Annotated in this window: 17 protein-coding genes; 7 read left to right on the top strand and 10 right to left on the bottom strand. The window is 71.5% G+C overall.

Going from position 1 to position 17,132, the window contains the following annotated elements; genetic code table 11:
- The first annotated feature begins 5 nt into the window (after positions 1–5).
- The 5 genes from ACWC2T_RS25110 to ACWC2T_RS25090 all read left to right on the top strand — a co-directional run bounded on the left by ACWC2T_RS25110 (position 6) and on the right by ACWC2T_RS25090 (position 5,394).
- A complete protein-coding gene (locus tag ACWC2T_RS25110) occupies positions 6–1,373 on the top strand; it encodes an ABC transporter substrate-binding protein (RefSeq protein WP_450672604.1) in 1,368 nt (455 codons plus the stop codon).
- On the top strand, positions 1,370–2,305 hold the full coding sequence (locus tag ACWC2T_RS25105) for a carbohydrate ABC transporter permease (protein ID WP_450672603.1): 936 nt from the start codon (positions 1,370–1,372) through the stop codon (positions 2,303–2,305). The genes ACWC2T_RS25110 and ACWC2T_RS25105 overlap by 4 nt, the downstream gene beginning before the upstream one ends.
- On the top strand, positions 2,302–3,129 hold the full coding sequence (locus ACWC2T_RS25100) for a carbohydrate ABC transporter permease (RefSeq protein ID WP_450672602.1): 828 nt from the start codon (positions 2,302–2,304) through the stop codon (positions 3,127–3,129). Before ACWC2T_RS25105 ends, ACWC2T_RS25100 begins: the two co-directional genes overlap by 4 nt.
- Positions 3,126–4,115 carry a zinc-dependent alcohol dehydrogenase family protein gene (locus ACWC2T_RS25095; RefSeq protein ID WP_450672601.1) on the top strand — a complete coding sequence of 330 codons (990 nt, stop codon included), beginning with the start codon at positions 3,126–3,128 and terminating at the stop codon, positions 4,113–4,115. Before ACWC2T_RS25100 ends, ACWC2T_RS25095 begins: the two co-directional genes overlap by 4 nt.
- 88 nt (positions 4,116–4,203) lie before the next feature.
- Entirely contained in the window at positions 4,204–5,394 is a 1,191-nt protein-coding gene (locus ACWC2T_RS25090; protein ID WP_450672695.1) for a TerD family protein, read from the top strand.
- Between the two features lie 32 nt (positions 5,395–5,426).
- Here the strand turns inward: ACWC2T_RS25090 and ACWC2T_RS25085 are convergent, their stop codons facing one another.
- The 5 genes from ACWC2T_RS25085 to ACWC2T_RS25065 form a co-directional block, all read right to left on the bottom strand.
- Positions 5,427–6,023 carry a TetR/AcrR family transcriptional regulator gene (locus tag ACWC2T_RS25085; protein ID WP_450672600.1) on the bottom strand — a complete coding sequence of 199 codons (597 nt, stop codon included), beginning with the start codon at positions 6,021–6,023 and terminating at the stop codon, positions 5,427–5,429.
- 61 nt (positions 6,024–6,084) lie between these two features.
- A complete protein-coding gene (locus tag ACWC2T_RS25080) occupies positions 6,085–6,729 on the bottom strand; it encodes a 2'-5' RNA ligase family protein (protein WP_450672599.1) in 645 nt (214 codons plus the stop codon).
- Positions 6,726–7,025: a hypothetical protein gene (locus ACWC2T_RS25075; protein ID WP_450672598.1), complete on the bottom strand. Its 300-nt coding sequence runs from the start codon at positions 7,023–7,025 to the stop codon at positions 6,726–6,728. Before ACWC2T_RS25075 ends, ACWC2T_RS25080 begins: the two co-directional genes overlap by 4 nt.
- Before the next feature lie 193 nt (positions 7,026–7,218).
- A complete protein-coding gene (locus ACWC2T_RS25070; protein ID WP_450672597.1) occupies positions 7,219–8,667 on the bottom strand; it encodes an alkaline phosphatase PhoX in 1,449 nt (482 codons plus the stop codon).
- Positions 8,668–8,829: 162 nt separating this feature from the next.
- Positions 8,830–10,257, bottom strand: a complete 1,428-nt coding sequence (locus tag ACWC2T_RS25065) for a hypothetical protein (protein ID WP_450672596.1) — start codon at positions 10,255–10,257, stop codon at positions 8,830–8,832.
- A gap of 265 nt (positions 10,258–10,522) precedes the next feature.
- On the opposite strand from ACWC2T_RS25065, the gene ACWC2T_RS25060 reads away from it, so the two are divergent.
- Entirely contained in the window at positions 10,523–12,349 is a 1,827-nt protein-coding gene (locus tag ACWC2T_RS25060; protein ID WP_450672595.1) for an endonuclease/exonuclease/phosphatase family protein, read from the top strand.
- Between the two features lie 12 nt (positions 12,350–12,361).
- Here ACWC2T_RS25060 and ACWC2T_RS25055 read toward each other — a convergent pair whose 3' ends face one another.
- The 5 genes from ACWC2T_RS25055 to ACWC2T_RS25035 all read right to left on the bottom strand — a co-directional run bounded on the left by ACWC2T_RS25055 (position 12,362) and on the right by ACWC2T_RS25035 (position 15,606).
- Complete coding sequence (locus tag ACWC2T_RS25055; protein WP_450672594.1) at positions 12,362–13,099, bottom strand: SRPBCC family protein; 738 nt, start codon at positions 13,097–13,099, stop codon at positions 12,362–12,364.
- Between the two features lie 14 nt (positions 13,100–13,113).
- The gene (locus tag ACWC2T_RS25050) at positions 13,114–13,725 is read right to left on the bottom strand and encodes an ArsR/SmtB family transcription factor (RefSeq protein ID WP_450672593.1); all 612 of its coding nucleotides are present in this window, start codon (positions 13,723–13,725) and stop codon (positions 13,114–13,116) included.
- A 71-nt stretch (positions 13,726–13,796) separates the two neighbouring features.
- Entirely contained in the window at positions 13,797–14,321 is a 525-nt protein-coding gene (locus tag ACWC2T_RS25045; protein WP_450672592.1) for a DUF3618 domain-containing protein, read from the bottom strand.
- 449 nt (positions 14,322–14,770) lie between these two features.
- Positions 14,771–15,466 carry a hypothetical protein gene (locus ACWC2T_RS25040; RefSeq protein ID WP_450672591.1) on the bottom strand — a complete coding sequence of 232 codons (696 nt, stop codon included), beginning with the start codon at positions 15,464–15,466 and terminating at the stop codon, positions 14,771–14,773.
- Positions 15,463–15,606, bottom strand: a complete 144-nt coding sequence (locus tag ACWC2T_RS25035; protein ID WP_450672590.1) for a hypothetical protein — start codon at positions 15,604–15,606, stop codon at positions 15,463–15,465. The genes ACWC2T_RS25040 and ACWC2T_RS25035 overlap by 4 nt, the downstream gene beginning before the upstream one ends.
- A gap of 168 nt (positions 15,607–15,774) precedes the next feature.
- Here ACWC2T_RS25035 and dapA point away from each other — a divergent pair, with 168 nt between their 5' ends.
- Positions 15,775–16,677, top strand: coding sequence for a 4-hydroxy-tetrahydrodipicolinate synthase (dapA, locus tag ACWC2T_RS25030; RefSeq protein ID WP_450672589.1), 903 nt, complete (start codon positions 15,775–15,777; stop codon positions 16,675–16,677).
- The last annotated feature ends 455 nt before the right edge of the window (positions 16,678–17,132 follow it).

The following is a 17,132-nucleotide window of genomic DNA, read 5'->3' as shown; positions in this document are numbered from 1 at the left end:
GATCCATGCGAACCCAGAGCCGACGGAGGCCGCGAGCCACGCTCGCCATGGCCGCCGCAGGGACGCTGCTCGCCCCGCTGCTCTCCGGCTGCTGGGTCGGTGCGGGCGGGTCCGGTTCCGGCGGCGACTCCATCAACGTGCTGATGGTCAACAACCCCCAGATGACCGAACTCCAGAAGCTCGCCCCTCGCTTCACCAAGGAGACCGGCATCAAGGTCAACTTCACGGTCCTGCCCGAGAACGACGTCCGCGACAAGATCAGCCAGGACTTCGCCAACCAGGCCGGGCAGTACGACGTGGCGACCCTGAGCAACTACGAGATACCGATCTACGCCCGCAACGGCTGGCTGCACGAGATGAACTCGTACGTCGCGAAGGACCCCTCGTACGACGAACAGGACGTCCTTGGGCCCATGCGCCAGTCCCTGACCGCCTCCGACGGCAAGCTCTACGGCCAGCCCTTCTACGGCGAGTCGTCCTTCCTGATGTACCGCAAGGACGTGTTCGCGGCGAAGGGCCTGACGATGCCGGCGCATCCGACCTGGGCGCAGGTCGCCGACCTCGCCGCCCAGGTGGACGGTGCCAGGCCCGGCATGAAGGGCATCTGTCTGCGCGGCCTGCCCGGCTGGGGCGAGATGATCGCGCCGCTGACCACGGTGGTGAACACCTTCGGCGGCACCTGGTTCGACAGGAACTGGAAGGCGCACCTCGACTCGCCCGAGTTCGAGAAGGCGACGAAGTTCTATGTCGACCTGGTGCGTAAGCACGGTGAGTCCGGCGCAGCCCAGTCCGGATTCGCCGAGTGCCTCAACGACATGACCCAGGGCAAGGTCGCCATGTGGTACGACGCCACCTCCGCGGCCGGACTGCTGGAGGCGAAGGGCTCCCCCGTCCAGGGCAAGCTCGGCTACGCCCCCGCCCCCGTGGAGAAGACCCCGTCCTCCGGCTGGCTCTACACCTGGGCCTGGGGCATCCAGAAGGCCTCCCGCAACCCGGACAAGGCCTGGAAGTTCGTGTCCTGGGCGTCCGGCAAGGGCTACGAGCAGCTGGTCGGCGAGACCAGTGGCTGGCCGAACGTTCCGGCGGGCAAGCGGGCCTCGACGTACACCAACGCCGAGTACCGCGCATCGGCCGCCGCCTTCCAGGACATGACCAAGCAGGCCATCGAGAGCGCCCGCCCGAACGACCCCGGCGTACAGCCGCGTCCCGCGCCCGGCATCCAGTTCGTCGACATCCCCGAGTTCACCGACCTCGGCACCAAGGTCTCCCAGGAGATCAGCGCGGCCGTCGCCGGACGCCAGTCCGTCGAGACGGCTCTGAAGAACTCGCAGGCGCTCGCCGAGAAGATCTCCAAGGAGTACGAGGGACGATGACCGCGACGACAGCACCCCTCGCCACCACACCGGTACGCGCCGCGCGGCAGCCCTCCGCCCGCCTGCGCGCCTGGGCCACCCGGGCCCCCCTCATGCCCGCCCTCGTCTTCATGATCGCGGTGACCCAGCTGCCGTTCGTGGCCACGCTGGTGATCTCCTTCTTCGACTGGAACGCCCTCTATCCCAAGGCCCGCCACTTCACCGGCCTGGACAACTACCGCCAGGTCCTCACCGACGCCGATCTGCGCCACTCGGTCTGGACGACCGTGCTGCTCACGGTGACCGTGGTGCTGGTCAGCCTGGTCCTCGGGCTGGCGCTGGCGCTGCTGCTGAACCGGAGGTTCCGCGGCCGGGGCGTCGTACGGACCCTGCTCATCGCCCCCTTCCTGGTGGTGCCGGTGGCAGCGGCCCTGCTCTGGAAGCATGTGCTCTACAACCCCGAATACGGCCTGCTGAATGGGTTGTTGCACTATGTGGGCGGCCCACAGCCCGACTGGATCTCCAACACCCCGCTGCTCGCGGTCGAGGCCTCCCTGGTGTGGCAGTGGACGCCGTTCATGATGCTCATCCTGCTCGCCGGGCTGCAGAGCCGTGACCCCGAGCAGATCGAGGCCGCGCGGGTGGACGGCGCGAACGACTGGCAGGTCTTCCGCCATCTGACGCTCCCGCACCTGCGCCGCTACCTCGAACTCGGCGCCCTCCTGGGCTCGATCTACATCGTCCAGAACTTCGACGCGGTCTTCACGATCACGTCCGGCGGACTCGGCACCGCCAACCTGCCCTACACCGTCTACCAGAGCTTCTACCAGGCCCACGAGAACGGCCTCGCCTCGGCCGCCGGCGTCCTGGTGGTCATCGGCTCGATCGTCATCGCGACCTTCGCCCTGCGCGTGGTGTCGTCCCTGTTCCGCGAGGAGGTGTCCCGCGCATGAACGCCGTGATCCGCAGAAACGGGCTGGGTCTCGTGGCCTGGCTCGTCGGGATCGTGTTCTTCCTGCCCATCGCCTGGATGGCGCTGACGTCCTTCCACTCCGAGGCGGACGCGGCGACCAACCCGCCGTCCTTCGCCGCCTCGCTGACCCTCGACGGCTACCGCGAGTTCTTCGGCGCGGGCGGCGGCGCGAGCCCCTGGCCCGCGCTGATCAACTCCACCGTGGCCTCGGTGGTGTCGACGGTCTGCGTGCTGCTCCTCGCCCTGCCGGCGGCGTACGCGCTGTCCATCCGGCGGGTCCGCAAGTGGACGGACGTCCTGTTCTTCTTCCTGTCCACGAAGATGCTGCCGGTGGTGGCCGGTCTGCTGCCGATCTACCTGTTCGCGAAGAACACCGGGATGCTCGACAACATCTGGCTCCTGGTCGTCCTCTACACCTCCATGAACCTGCCGATCGCGGTGTGGATGATGCAGTCGTTCCTCGCCGAGGTCCCGGTGGCGGTGATCGAGGCGGCGCAGATCGACGGCGCCCGGCTGCCGACCATCCTCGCGCGCGTGGTCGCCCCGATCGCCCTGCCCGGCATCGCCGCCACGGCCCTGATCTGCTTCATCTTCAGCTGGAACGAACTTCTCTTCGCCCGGGTCCTCACGGGCGTGGTCGCCGAGACCGCCCCCGTCTTCCTGACCGGCTTCATCACCAGCCAGGGCCTGTTCCTGGCCAAGGTGTGCGCCGCGTCGCTCGTCGTCTCCCTGCCGGTGCTCGCCGCGGGGTTCGCTGCCCAGGACAAGCTGGTCCAGGGCCTGTCGTTGGGAGCCGTGAAATGAAGGCCGCCGTCATCGAGTCCGTGGGCCGCGCCGTCGTCACCGAGGTGCCCGACCCGGCGCCGGGACCCCGCGAGGTCGTCATCGAGGTGGCGGCCTGCGGCCTGTGCGGCACCGATCTCCACATCCTCCAGGGCGAGTTCGCGCCCAAGCTGCCGATCGTCCCAGGCCACGAGTTCGCGGGCGAGGTGGTCGGCGTCGGCAGCCGGGTCACCGAGGTGGCGGTCGGCGACCGGGTGGCCGTCGATCCCTCCCTGTACTGCTACGAGTGCCGGCACTGCCGTACCGGCCACAACAACCTGTGCGAGCGCTGGGCCGCGATCGGCGTGACCACGGCGGGCGGCGCGGCACAGTACGCCGTCGCCCCCGTCGCCAACTGCGTCAAGCTGCCCGAGCACGTGCGCACCGAGGACGCGGCCCTGGTGGAGCCGCTGTCCTGCGCGGTGCGCGGCTACGACGTCCTGCAGTCGCGCCTGGGCGCCCACGTGCTGATCTACGGCTCCGGGACCATGGGCCTGATGATGCTGGAACTGGCCAAGCGCACGGGCGCGGCGAGCGTGGACGTGGTCGACGTGAACCCGGCCCGGCTGGAGACCGCCCGGCAGCTGGGTGTGTCCGCCTCGGCGGCGAGCGCGGACGAACTGGACCGGCCCCAGGGCTGGGATGTCGTCGTGGACGCGACCGGCAACGCGGCGGCGATCCAGGACGGCCTGGACCGGGTGGCGAAGGCCGGTACGTTCCTGCAGTTCGGGGTGGCCGACTACGCGACCCGGGTGACGATCGACCCGTACCGCATCTACAACCAGGAGATCACCATCACCGGCTCCATGGCGGTGCTGCACAGCTTCGAGCGGGCGGCGGAGCTGTTCGCGAACGGGGTGCTGGACCCACAGGTGTTCATCAGCGACCGGATCCCCCTGGCGCGCTACCCGCAAGCCCTGGAGCAGTTCGCGGCGGGCGTGGGGCGGAAGATCGTGGTCGTACCCTGAGCGGGCTCGGGGTGGGGGCCCTGAGCCGAATGGGGGTCGGGTAAGGGAACGGTAAAGCGGTGTCGTTCGTTCACCCGGCATGACAGCTATGACCCCTGGCTCGAACATCCCTCTGCCGGCCGCCCGCGTCACGGTGGACGTGGCCGCGCCCGTGCGGCTCGACGTGTCGGGCCTGCTGCTCACCGCCGACGGCAAGGTGCGCTCGGACGACGACTTCATCTTCTACAACCAGCCGGCGGGGCCTGGCGTGACGTACGGCTCCGGCGGCGGTGCGGCCCCGGACGCGATCACGGTCGACACGGCCGCCGTCCCGCCGGACATCGAGAAGATCGTGGTCACGGCCAGCCCGGACGCGCCCGGCCAGACCTTCCAGGGCATCGAGCCGACGGCCACGATCCGCGACGCGGACGCCGGCGCGGTGCTGGCCACGTTCACCCCGCCCCGACTGGGTGCGGAGACGGCACTGGTCGTCGTGGAGATCTACCGCCGGGGCGGCGCCTGGAAGGCCCGCGCGGTCGGCCAGGGGTACGCCAACGGGCTGGCCGGCATCGCGACGGACTTCGGCGTGACGGTGGAGGAGCCGGCGGCGGCCCCGCCGCAGCCGACGGCTCCGCCGGCACCCACCGTGCAGACCCCCATCACCCCGCCCGCCCCGCCGGTGTCCCCTCCCCCGGCCCCACCCTCCCCGGCACCGGGCGCCGGGAAGATCAACCTCGACAAGGGCCGGATCAGCCTCCAGAAGAACCAGACCGTGTCCCTGATCAAGGGCGGCCGCCCGCTGCTCTCCCAGGTCAGGATGGGGCTCGGCTGGGAGCCGGCGTTCCGCGGCGCGGACATCGACCTGGACGCCTCGGTCATCGCCTACGGCCCGCAGCGCAACCACCTCGACAGCTGCTACTTCGGCAAGCTGACGATCCTGAACGGCGCGATCAGGCACTCCGGCGACAACCTCACCGGTGAGGGCGCGGGCGACGACGAGGTGATCACGGTCGACCTCGGCCGTCTCCCCCAGGAGGTCACCGGCCTGGTCTTCACGGTCAACTCCTTCTCCGGGCAGAAGTTCACCGAGGTCGCCAAGGCCTACTGCCGTCTGCTGGACGCCACGACCGGCGAGGAACTGGTCCGCTTCGACCTCACCCACGCCGAGCCCCAGACGGGCGTGATGATGGCCAAGCTCGTCCGCCAGTTCTCGGGCGAGTGGGACATGACGGCGGTGGGCGACTTCGTCAAGGCCCGGACGGTGCGGAACATGGTGGAGCCGGGGGCGCGGGTTCTGTAGACGGCCGTACGACAGCCGGGGGCGTCCCTGCGTCAGGGGCGCCCGGGCTCTGAGGCCTTCCCGGCCGGACGCAGTCCCTCCGTCAGCAGTGACAGATAGCGGCGGATCTGCCTGCCCTGCGCGTCCGCCAGCTCTGACGCCGACGCCACGCCATGGGCGAGGCGCAGCACCTCGATCGGCTCGACGTCCCCCCGCAGGCTGCCCTCCCGCTGGGCCGCCGCCACCAGCCGCCGCGCCGCGTCCTGCATACGGGTGCCGCAGGACGTGGCCGCGACGGAGCTGCCGTCGGTGACGGCCGAGCCCAGGAGGGCCTTCAGGCCGCGCACCTGGATCGCCCCGACACACACCTCGCCCAGCCACTCCATCAGCGCCTGACCCGGCGGCAGTTCGTCCGCCAGCTCGTCGGCCCGCGCGCCCAGCGCCTCGATCCGGTCCAGGTACGCGGCCTCCAGCAGCGCCTGCCGGGTCGGGAAGTGCCGGTAGAGCGTGCCGGAGCCGACGCCCGCCCGCTTGGCGATGTCGTCCAGCGACGCGTTCTCCCCGTGCTCGGCGAAGGCCTGCGCCGCCACCTTCAGCAGCCGCTCATAGTTGCGGCGAGCGTCTGCGCGCATGGGCCTGACCTGCGGCATCCAGAAACTCCTCGCCAACCGGGGATTCTCCCCGAACCCTATCGGGACCCGGTCCGCCCGGTCAGTGCCGATCCGGCGGCTCGTACCCGCCGGCCGCCGGGTCCGGTCCGGGGTGGCGGCGTACGGCGCCGGTGCCCAGACCGATCGTGGCCCGCGTGCGCATGGGGCCGTCGCCACGGCGGGACAGCACGGCGATCTCGTCCACGCGTGCGTGCAGCACACCGAGCCGGGCGGCGCAGTCGGCCGCGAGGACGCCCGGGGCGCGGGTGCGGCCGAGCGACAGGTGCGGGGTGAAGCGCGGGAAGCGGTCCGTGCAGTACGGGAAGGGCTCCGCCAGCACGCGCCGCAGCTCCGTCCAGGGCGCGGCGCCGGCCGCCGCGGGGTCGAGCCACACGGTGGAGTAGGACCGGTGGCGGAAGGAGCGGACCCCGCCGAGCCGGACGTCGAAGGGCGCGCACTCCACGGCCGCGGCGGACAGCAGTGGGAGCGCCGCCGGGAAGTCCTCCTCCGGTACGAAGCCGAAGATCAGGTTCACATGGGGCGGCCAGCGGCGGATCTGCGGGTCGTGCTCGGCGCGGATGCGCTGGATGGCGGGCCACAGCTCGGCCGGGGGCAGCCAGACCACGGCGGTCCGGGGTGTGGGGGCCGACTCGACGCGACCGGGGACCGCCCCGCCGGCCCCCGGCGCGTGATCCGGCCGCTTCACCCAACCCAGGTACTCACGTCGACCCAGGCGCGGGAGGAGCGGTGCTTGTGACAGGGTTTCGGTTTCGACTCATGATGCTTGCGGCAGGGCTTCTGCCCATGGTGTTCGTGTCCGGGCTTCGACTCCTCGTGCCTGTGCGGGGCCTGCCACGTGACCACGGCGGTGGCCTGTGCGGAAGCCACGGCGGAAACCTGGTACGGACCGTCGTTGCCGTCGGCGAAGCTCGCGCCGGCGCCCAGGGCGGACAGTCCCGCCACCACGGCCGCCACGAGTGCGGCCCGCTGAAATGTGCGCATACGGTGACCTCTTCTCATCTGAGCGTGAAGTATGACTACTCAGCGTGAGCATAAACACACATGTGGCGGGAGGGCGCGATCTGCGGCGGGACGCGCCGTGTCGGCCTGGAACAGGGCACTGCAGGCGTTCAGCGCCGGCTGCCCGCCGAGGTGGGCGTAGGGTCGGCTCGGCTGTGTGGTGCCGCTTCCGTCGTTACCGCTTCTGCCGCTTCCAGGGCCCCGTGATCGCGAGCATGATGCCCGGCGTCTGGATGTTGGCGAACAGGGTCGTGCCATCGGGCGAGAAGGTGACGCCGGTGAACTCGCTGTACTCCGGCTCCGCTTCGGTGCCGATGTTCAGCTCGTTGCGGGCGATCGGGTACGTGCGGCCGCTCTCGGTGGCGCCGAACAGGTGCTGGACGCCCTCGCCGTCCTCGGCGATGACCAGGCCGCCGTACGGGGAGACGGTGATGTTGTCCGGGCCGTCGAAGGCGCCGTCCTTCGCGGGGTCCGGGTTCACGCCGAGGAGGACCTTCAGGGTGAGGGTGCGGCGGCTCGGGTCGTAGAACCAGACCTGGCCGTCATGCTGGACCGGGCTCTCCGCGCGGGCGTAGGAGGGGACGATGTAGGCGCCGCCGTCGCCCCACCACATGCCCTCCAGCTTGCGGGCGCGGGTGATCCGGCCGTCGGTGAACTGCTTGCGGACGGAGACGGTCCTGGCGTCGCGGTCGGGGACGTCGATCCAGTCGACGCCGTAGACCGTGCCGGTCTTCGTGGCGCGGGAGAGGTCGTCCACGTACCTGCCGCCGGAGTCGAAGCACCTGAAGGCCTGCAGGGCACCCGCGTCGTCGGTGAGGGTGCGCAGCCTGCCGCGACCGTGGCTGAAGCCCTCCGGCGGGGTCCAGCGGTAGAGCAGGCCGTTGGGTCCGGCCGCGTCCTCGGTGAGGTAGAGGTGGCCTCGCTTGGGGTCGACGACGACGGCCTCGTGGGCGTAGCGGCCGAGGGCCTTGATCGGCTGGGGGTCGCGGTTCGCCCGGCGGTCCTGCGGGTCGACCTCGAAGACATAGCCGTGGTCCTTGGTGAAGCCGTGTGTGCCGGCCTTGTCCTCGGTCTCCTCGCAGGTCAGCCAGGTGCCCCAAGGGGTGCTGCCACCCGCGCAGTTGGTGGCGGTGCCGGCGATGCCGACCCATTCGGCGACCTCGCCGCCGCGGCGGACCTCGACGACGGTGCAGCCGCCGGCCGCCGCCGGGTCGTAGACGAGCCCCTCGGTCAGCGGCACCGGGTGCGGCCACTGGGCGCGGGCGCCTGCCAGTTCGTGGTTGTTGACGAGGAGGGTCGTGCCTCGGGGGCCCTCGAAGGCGGCGGTGCCGTCGTGGTGGGACGGGGTGAACTCGCCCGATTCCAGCCTGGTCCTGCCGCTGTGGGTGATGATCCGGTAGGTGAAGCCCTCGGGCAGGGCGAGGATGCCGTCCGGGTCGGGTACCAGCGGGCCGTAGCCGACGCCGGGGTGGCCGCCGTGCGCCGGCTCCGCCCCGGCGCTGCCGCCGTCCGTCGCGGCGAGGGCGTTCGGCGCCGAGGCCAGGACGCCGACGCTGCCCGCCAGGGCGACCCCGGCACCGGTGATCGCGGATTTTCCGGCGAAGTCCCTGCGGGTGAACGACATGGTGTGTCTCCTACAGACGGTCGGAGTGCCGTGGAGGTAGCGGACCTCGTTTCGGCGCACACGCTCCCGCCGCACCCTGAACGGGAGCTGAACATCGGGCTGCTACAGAAGCCCTTGTTCAAGAATCCGTATGCACCGGCCCACGACAGACCCAAGGAGACGTCAAGCGCTGTGCTGCGAACGCGCCTTGAAGGCGGCCTTCCGCGCCTCCTTCGCCACCTTCTTGTCCGGGTGCAGCCGCCCCATCGCCTCCAGCACGTCGGCCGTGGCCGGGTGCTCCACCCGCCAGGCCGCGGAGAAGAACCCGCTGTGCTGTGCGGCCAGCCCCTCCACCAGCGCCTGCAGCTCCTCGGAGTTGCCCTCGGCCGCCAGCTGCGCGGCCACCGTGTCGATGGTCAGCCAGAACACCAGCTCCTCGGACGGCGCCGGCACCTGAGCCGCACCCCGCTCACTGAGCCACACCCGGGCCAGGCCGCCCAGTTCCGGATCGTCCAGCACCTCCCGCAGGGCCGGCTCGGCCTCCGTGCCGATCAGGGACAGCGCCTGCTGGCAGCGCAGCCGGCGCAGCGGCGCGCCCGCGTCCGCACCCCGTGCCGCCGCCAGCAACTCCCGCGCCGCCGCGAGCGGTTCGCGCCGCGCGAGCCACTGCTCGGTCTCGGCGCGCGCCGCCGCCTGGCCGAACGCGGCCGTGCCGTCGAGCAGCGCGTCCGCGCCCTTGTCGGCGAGTTCACCGACGGCGGGCGCCTGGAACCCGGCCTCCAGCAGCCGCGCCCGCAGCCCGTACGCGCCGAGCGGGGTGAGCCGGACCATGCCGTAGCGCGCGACATCGGTGTCGTCCACCGGCGCGGCGGGCTCCTCCTCGGTGTCGGCCATCAGCGCCTCGTCCACCGGCTGGTACTCCACGAGCCCGACCGGCTCCAGCACCCGGAACTGGTCGTCGAGCCGCATCATCGCGTCGGAGACCTGCTCCAGCACGTCGTTGGTGGGCTCGCCCATGCCGTCGGGGACGATCATGGATGCGGCGAGGGCGGGCAGCGGGACGGGCTCGTCGCCGGGGCCGTCCTCACTCACCGTCAGCAGATACAGATTGCCGAGGACGCCGTCGAGGAACTCGGCCTCGGCCTCGGGGTCCCAGTCGAGTGACGAGAAATCGATCTCGCCGCCCTCGTCCAGGGCGTCGACCAGATCGTCCAGGTCCGGGACGCTCGCGTCGGCGACGACGGTCTCCAGCGCGGTGAGCCACACGGCGAGCACATCGGCCGGGGTGCCGCCGGTGAGCAGCGTCAGCTCCTCGCCGGCCCGGACCGTGCCGTTCTCCTCGTCCACGATCTCGATCAGTCCGGTGTCCACGGCGACCCGCCAGGCCTCGCCGGCGTACGCGGCGGCGTCGTCGCCGCTCAGTCCGAGCAGTTCTGCGGCGGCCGGAAGCTGTTCCTCGACCAGTCCGCCGCCGGCGTCCACGCGGGTGTCGGGCCCGGCCCAGCGGGCGAGGCGGGCGGCGCGGGAGAGCAGCGGAGTGGACAGCGCGGCGCGTGCCAGCTCCGCTTCGGGGTGCAGCCGTACGGGCGGCAGGGGGGAGCTGTCTGACATCGGCTGGTTCTCCTCGGACCGTGAACGGGCTCAGCCGCTCAGCCTAGACGGATTTCCACCCATGCCGCCCGGTTCATCTCCACGTCGGCCGCCGTACATGGCCGAAACCTTGACAACTCCCGTTGCCAGGCAGGAGATTGACGCGCGTAGAAGTTGGGGGGACAACTGTTCACTCGGCTCTACGCGTGTCACGGAGGGCTACGACCCCCACACGCTCCCGTTCCACCCTCGTCCCGGCGCATCGTCACGTCCCCGGAGGGATCCCTTGCCGAGCAGGTCTTCCGCACGCCTCGCCGCGCTCACCGTCGCCGCCGTCTGCAGCGCGGCGTCCGCCGTCGTCCTCACCTCCCCCGCGCACGCCGACTCGGTGCGCATCCACGACATCCAGGGCACCACCCGAATATCGCCGTTCGCCGGGCAGCAGGTGACGGACGTGCCCGGCATCGTCACGGCCACGCGCACCTACGGCTCCTCCAGAGGCTTCTGGATGCAGGATCCGAACCCGGACGACAACCCGGCCACCAGCGAGGGCGTCTTCGTCTTCACCGGCTCCACGCCCAAGGTCGCGGCCGGCGACTCGGTGACGGTGACCGGCACGGTCTCGGAGTACGTCCCGGGCGGCACGTCCTCCGGCAACCAGTCGGTCACGGAGATCACCAAGCCGACGATCACGACGGTCTCCACCGGCAACCCGGTCCCGGCGCCGGTCGTGATCGACGAGGACTCGGTGCCGGACGCGTACGCGCCTCAGGGCGACACCGCGGCCGGCGGTTCGATCAACGGCCTGACCCTGGACCCCGCGAAGTACGCCCTGGACTACTACGAGTCCCTGGAGGGCATGAACGTCCAGGTCGAGAACGCCCGCGTGGTCGGCCGCACCGACCCGTACAGCGAGCTGTGGGTCACGGTGAAGCCCTGGGAGCACCGCAACCGCCGCGGCGGCACGGTCTACGGCTCCTACGACTCCCGGAACACCGGCCGGCTGCAGATCCAGTCGCTGGGCTCGACCGCCGACTTCCCGAAGGCGAACGTCGGCGACACCCTCTCCGGCACGACGTCCGGCCCGCTGGACTTCAACCAGTTCGGCGGCTACACCCTGGTCGCGAGCAAGCTCGGCACGCTGCACAGCGGCGGCCTGGAGCGCGAGACGACCCGGAAGCAGTCGAGCCGTGAGCTGGCGCTGGCGACGTACAACGTCGAGAACCTCGACCCGTCGGACAAGACCTTCGACCAGCACGCCGCCGCGATCGTGCACAACCTGCAGTCGCCGGACATCGTTTCGCTGGAGGAGATCCAGGACGACAACGGCGCCACGGACGACGGCACGGTCGACGCGAGCGTCACCGTGAACAAGCTGATCGACGCGATCGTCGCCGCGGGCGGCCCGAAGTACGACTGGCGCTCGATCAACCCGGTCAACGACCAGGACGGCGGCGAGCCGGGCGGCAACATCCGCCAGGTGTTCCTGTTCAACCCCGAGCGGGTGTCCTTCGTGGACCGCCCGGGCGGCGACTCCACCACCGCGGTCGGCGTCACGAAGGAGAACGGCAAGGCCGAACTGACTCTCTCGCCAGGCCGTATCGACCCGGCGAACGCGGCCTGGAAGGACAGCCGCAAGCCGCTCGTCGGCCAGTTCGTCTTCCGCGGCAAGACCGTCTTCGTGATCGCCAACCACCTGGTCTCCAAGGGCGGCGACCAGGGCCTGACCTCGCAGTACCAGCCGCCTGCGCGCAGCTCGGAGATCCAGCGCCACGCGCAGGCGACCGAGGTGAACGCGTTCGTCAAGGACATCCTGGCCGTCCAGAAGAACGCGAACGTCATCGCGCTCGGCGACATGAACGACTTCGAGTTCTCCGGGACCGCGAAGATCCTCGAAGGCGACGGCGAGCTGTGGTCGGCGATCAAGTCGCTGCCGAAGAGCGAGCGTTACACCTACGACTACCAGGGCAACGAGCAGGTCCTGGACCAGATCCTGATCAGCCCGGCGATCCGGCGCGGCTGCGCCTTCGACTACGACTCCGTGCACATCAACGCGGAGTTCAACGACCAGATCAGCGACCACGACCCGCAGGTGCTGCGCTTCCGCCCGTGACCGGGACCGGTCTCACGCCTGGCTGAACACCTCGTTCAGCCAGGCCTGCCAGGCACTCTCGTTCGCCTCGGCGTCGGCGTCCGGCGCGAAGTCGTGGATGCTGATGCCGAGCGGGGCGCCCCAGTGGCCGCGTCCGAAGAAGCGGATGAGGGCGTCGTCGGTGCGCAGCCCGATGAAATAGGGGTTGCGGTAGTCGAGTACGGCGTCCAGGATGCGCCCGCCGGGTCCCCGGACGCCGACCTTCGTGCCGGCGGTCGTGTCGTCGGCGAGCCCGAGGGCGCGGCCGACGGCGGCGAGGGCCGTGGTCGTCTGCGAGGCCGCGGGCCCGTTCAGCTGGGCGAAGGTGACCGGGCGGGGCGCGAAGTGCGTCACGTACTCGCACAGGGTGTGCAGGTAGAAGTTGGTGTGCTTGCTGGCGCCGTCGTACTGGTTGTTCCAGTCGTCGGTGAAGATGCCGCTGTGGACATAGCGCACCCAGGCCCGGCGGCCCTCGTCGCGGGGCTCGATGGTGTAGTCGAGCTGGTTGACCGACTGAACCGGGAAGCCGACGTCCTCACTACGATTGGTGTACCGGTGGGGCGGGTCCCAGGCGGTGACGGTGGAACCGAAGGGCCCCCGGCCACCCTCCCGGGGCTCGGGCGGATCCATCGGCCACAGATAACCACCGGTGCCGGTGGTGATGGCCGCCCAGACCTTCTCGGGCGGGACGTCGACCTCGAACTCGCGGACGATCTCGAATTCCTTGGACATGGCGGGGCTCCTGCTCACTGCTCCAGTGCGGGGGTGGGCTGCTGGTCCTTGACCGTGGGGTGGAGGGCGACGACGATCCGGTGGTCGCGGCCGCCCTCGGCGTCGGGGGCGTCGTACTTGCGGATCAGCGCACTCACGCCCGCCGTCAGCTCCTGCACGAAGGCCGCGCGGTCGGCGGCGGAGGCGAACCGGACCTGCCCGTCGAGGGCATAGGTCGCCAGCCGCTTCCTGGCCTTGGCGGCGCCGGTGATCAGCGCGCCGACGTCCCGCACCAGGCGGGCGCCGAGCGCGAGCAGCCAACGCGCGGACAACTGATCCCGAAAGCGGTCCGGATCCGGCTGTACGGCGGCCAGAGCGGCCGGCGAGATGACGTACGACGCCGCAGTGGCCCGCATCAGCCGCTCGGTGACATTGCCCTTGCGGCGCTCCCCGGCCAGCTCGACCAGGCCGTGCCGCTCCAGCGCCTTGAGGTGGTAGTTCACCTTCTGCCGGGGCAGTCCGACCCGGCCGGCCAGCATCGCCGCCGAGGCGGGCTCGGCGGCCAGCTCGGCGAGCAGCCGGGCTCGCACGGGGTCCAGCGACACGGCCGCCGCCTCGGGGTCCTCGATCACGGTCACGTCCAGCATGCGTCCACCCTCGCACCGAAAACTTTTTTTGTCCAGACGGATCGAGTTTTCGGTGCGAGGGCCCGGACCGGTCAGTGGTGATGCTGCCTGCGCCAGGCAACGCCACCCGCGACCGCGGCCGCGCCCAGCACGCCCACGGCGACAACCGGTCCCGGATGGCGCCTGCCCGCGCGCAGCGCCCCGAGCAGGGCCTGCGGGACGGTGCCCTCCCCGGCATGTCCCGTGCGCCCGGCCCGGCCCTGCGCCGTATGCCCGGCGTGCACAGCCCGCTCCTGCATCGCGTGCCCCATCCGCGCGGCCTTGCCCTGCACCGCGTGCCCCGCCTGTGCCGCCCTGCCCTGGACGGCGTGACCGGCCTTGGCCGCCCGGTCCTGCACGCCGTGACCGGCCTGGGCGGCGCTCACCCGCAGCTGGACGGTCATGGCGCCGGCCTTGTCCCGCAGATCGGCGGCCCGCACCCGGGCGCGCCCCTTCACATCCGCCTTGCCCATCAAGTGGGCGACGGTGTCGCCCACTTGATGCCTGGCGTGCTCGAACTGGTGCCGCAGCTCGTCGGGCCCCTTGGCGCCCGAGCCGTGCGGAATCCTGTGCTTCATCGGTGTGCCCCTTCCCTGATCGCGCCTGACACTGCCGAGCGCCTCCCCGGGGGCGGGCGGGGCGACCACGGATGCGGTGCACCACCGCGGCGGGAGTCCGGTTGGCGGATGAGCATGACGCCTCCTGAGGCCGCGAACGACGGGAAGGGACGTGGCGGGTGGTGTCCGCCCGCAGCGGCCGGCGAAGACCCGGTCGCCCCCTGCGGAAGCAGTGCGCCGGACCGAGGACGGACACCACTCGGCGCGGCACCGACTCACACACCACCGTAGGCGCGCCCCGAGCCCCCACGCACCCGCACAGGCCGCCGCAGCCACCAGCCCCACGCGGCCCGCACAGGCCGCCGCAGGCACCAGCCCACGCCCCCGCGCAGGCCGCCACGGGCTTCCGCCCCGCACAGCCCCGCCAAGATGCGGGTACCCGGAACGAGGACGGTCAGTCCGCCAGCTCGTCAACCCGCCCCCGCGCCCCCATTCCCGCGCTCGCCGAGTCGCGCGAGTTGGCTCTGGACCCAGTCGAGGCGAGCCTGCAACAGCGCTGCCTCCGCGATGAGTTCGGGCACGCCCAGCTCTGCACCGTGCGCCAACTCCGCCGACGGGGGTGCCGCGCCGCCGCTTCGCGCCACGACCCGCAGCCCCTCTCCGGCCAGCCGGGCGAACCCGGCGAGCGAGACGGACGTACGGCCGCGCACACAGCCGGCGCACACGGGGACCAGCGCCCGCCAGCCGGGTCTGCCCCAGCCCGCGTCGGCGAGCGCGACGGCGGTGGCGCCGCAGGCGCACGGCCCGGCGGTGGCCGTGCGCACCCGCTGCCGGGCGTAGCGGAAGCCGCGCTCGAAGCGGATGTAGGCGCCGAGCACGGAGACCTCCAGCAGGAGGGCCGTCCGGTGCTCGGCGGTGCACAGCATGGCCTCGGCGGCGCTGCGGTCGTGGACGCAGTGGAAACCGCAGTCGCACAGCCGGGCGGGCGGGCGGTGCCGCCGGCCGTAGACGCAGGAGGCGTCGTCGAGCACGGCGTACGGCAGCGCGCCGCCGAGCGACACACCGGTGAACCCGGCCCGGGTGCCGTCCTGGGACAGCACCGCGTGGGCGATCTTGTGTCCGGTCGGCGGCTCCGTCGGGCGTTCCGCCGGGAGCCGCAGCCTCATCGGCCGGCCGGGACCTCTTCGCGGGCCGGTTCGGCCGTTTCGACGCGGGCGGCGGTCTCCTCGGGGAGCGGGGTCTCCGCTTCGTGGACGAGCGGCCGCTCCTCGGCGACTCCGGTGGCCAGTGCCTTGCCGAGCTTCATGGTGCCTCCCATGACGGACGTCGGTGACCCTTGGGCCATAGTGACCCATGAGGGGCCGAGTTGGACACAGGGCCTTCGGTCACCACCCCCTACACATCAGCAACACTTAACGACATCTCTTAGGAAAATTAAGTAGAGCTTCACCAGGCCACGGCCGAGACTACCCCTGTGACGACCCCACGCACCCCCACCCGCCCCTTCGGCCGCACCCTCTGCGCGATGATCACGCCCTTCACCGAGGAGGGCGCCCTCGACCTGGACGGTGCCCGCGAGCTGGCCGCGTGGCTGGTGGCCGAGGGCTGCGACGGCCTGGTGCTGAGCGGCACCACGGGCGAATCGCCCACCACCACGGACGCGGAGAAGGCGGAGCTGATCACGGCGGTCCGCGAGGCGGTCGGCGGCCGGGCGTCCCTCGTCGCGGGCGTGGGCAGCGCCGACACCCGGCACACGGCCGAGCTGACCCGCGCGGCCGAGAAGGCGGGCGCCGACGGCGTACTGGTGGTGACGCCGTACTACAGCAGGCCGCCGCAGGAGGCCGTGGAGGCACACTTCCGCGCCGTTGCCGACGCGAGCGACCTGCCCGTGATGCTCTACGACATCCCGGGCCGCACCGGCACCCGGATCGAGCCGGAGACGGTGATCCGCCTCGCCGCACACCCGCGGATCGTGGCCGTGAAGGACTGCTCCTACGACTTCCTCGGCACCCAGAAGGTGCTGGCCCACACGGACCTGGCGTACTACGCGGGCTGCGACGAGCATGTGCTGGCGCTGTACGCGGTCGGCGCGGCGGGCTGTGTGAGCACGGTCGCCAACGCCGTACCCGGCCGGATCGCCGCGATCCTCGACGCCTTCGACGCCGGTGACACCGCCCGGGCGACCGAACTCCAGCTGCGGGCCACGCCGTTGATCGAGGCGATGATGGGCGCGGGTCTGCCCGGCACGGTCACCGCCAAGGCCCTGCTCGCCCGGCTCGGCCTGCCCGCGGGCCCGGTACGCGCCCCACTGCTGCCCGCCCGCCAGGAGGTGGCCGCCGGGCTGCTGGCGCACTACGAGAAGCTCGTCGCGGCCTGACCGGCGCTCGGCGAACCCCGCGCACCCGGGTCGTCTCCTCGCCGGTCGGCGGGCCGACCCACAGGAAAACTCCGCGCCCGGCCCGCCCGCCCTGCCATACGGGGTCCCCGTGAGCCGCCCCCTGCTGTTCCTGGACGTCGACGGCCCCCTCAACCCGTACGCGGCCCGGCCGGGCGCGCCGTGATCGACCTGATAAGGATGAGGTCAGACCTCAAAGCCTTGGCCTATGCGGGCGCCCGCCAGCCTCACCATCGGCCGGCGCCCGTCGCGTTGACCCGGTCATTGAGTAATCCGATCGCCTTACGGCGACTCCCCAAAGGGGAGAAAATCGGGCTACGGCTGTCCGGCTGACGTCGCGGTTCTGCATCCGCATCCCGGGACCGGGCAAGCGGCGCCGGAAAGAAGTACGCACCTTCTCCACCATGACCCACGACCTGCTGGCGATGCGGGACTGG

This window comes from Streptomyces sp. NPDC001393 (genome assembly GCF_053597455.1).
Note: the sequence above shows the minus strand (reverse complement) of the source record. Positions and strands in the feature narration are given on the sequence as shown.

Excerpts from the sequence above, each read along its gene's own strand:
- ACWC2T_RS25105 (WP_450672603.1), top strand. The coding sequence starts at position 1,370 with ATGACCGCGACGACAGCACCCCTCGCCACCACACCGGTACGCGCCGCG.
- ACWC2T_RS25085 (WP_450672600.1), bottom strand. The coding sequence starts at position 6,023 with ATGCCGCAGGTCAGGCCCATGCGCGCAGACGCTCGCCGCAACTATGAG.
- ACWC2T_RS25100 (WP_450672602.1), top strand. The coding sequence starts at position 2,302 with ATGAACGCCGTGATCCGCAGAAACGGGCTGGGTCTCGTGGCCTGGCTC.
- ACWC2T_RS25050 (WP_450672593.1), bottom strand. The coding sequence starts at position 13,725 with ATGCTGGACGTGACCGTGATCGAGGACCCCGAGGCGGCGGCCGTGTCG.
- ACWC2T_RS25095 (WP_450672601.1), top strand. The coding sequence starts at position 3,126 with ATGAAGGCCGCCGTCATCGAGTCCGTGGGCCGCGCCGTCGTCACCGAG.
- ACWC2T_RS25055 (WP_450672594.1), bottom strand. The coding sequence starts at position 13,099 with ATGTCCAAGGAATTCGAGATCGTCCGCGAGTTCGAGGTCGACGTCCCG.
- ACWC2T_RS25090 (WP_450672695.1), top strand. The coding sequence starts at position 4,204 with ATGACCCCTGGCTCGAACATCCCTCTGCCGGCCGCCCGCGTCACGGTG.
- ACWC2T_RS25110 (WP_450672604.1), top strand. The coding sequence starts at position 6 with ATGCGAACCCAGAGCCGACGGAGGCCGCGAGCCACGCTCGCCATGGCC.
- ACWC2T_RS25065 (WP_450672596.1), bottom strand. The coding sequence starts at position 10,257 with ATGTCAGACAGCTCCCCCCTGCCGCCCGTACGGCTGCACCCCGAAGCG.
- ACWC2T_RS25070 (WP_450672597.1), bottom strand. The coding sequence starts at position 8,667 with ATGTCGTTCACCCGCAGGGACTTCGCCGGAAAATCCGCGATCACCGGT.
- ACWC2T_RS25035 (WP_450672590.1), bottom strand. The coding sequence starts at position 15,606 with ATGAAGCTCGGCAAGGCACTGGCCACCGGAGTCGCCGAGGAGCGGCCG.
- ACWC2T_RS25045 (WP_450672592.1), bottom strand. The coding sequence starts at position 14,321 with ATGAAGCACAGGATTCCGCACGGCTCGGGCGCCAAGGGGCCCGACGAG.
- ACWC2T_RS25040 (WP_450672591.1), bottom strand. The coding sequence starts at position 15,466 with ATGAGGCTGCGGCTCCCGGCGGAACGCCCGACGGAGCCGCCGACCGGA.
- ACWC2T_RS25075 (WP_450672598.1), bottom strand. The coding sequence starts at position 7,025 with ATGCGCACATTTCAGCGGGCCGCACTCGTGGCGGCCGTGGTGGCGGGA.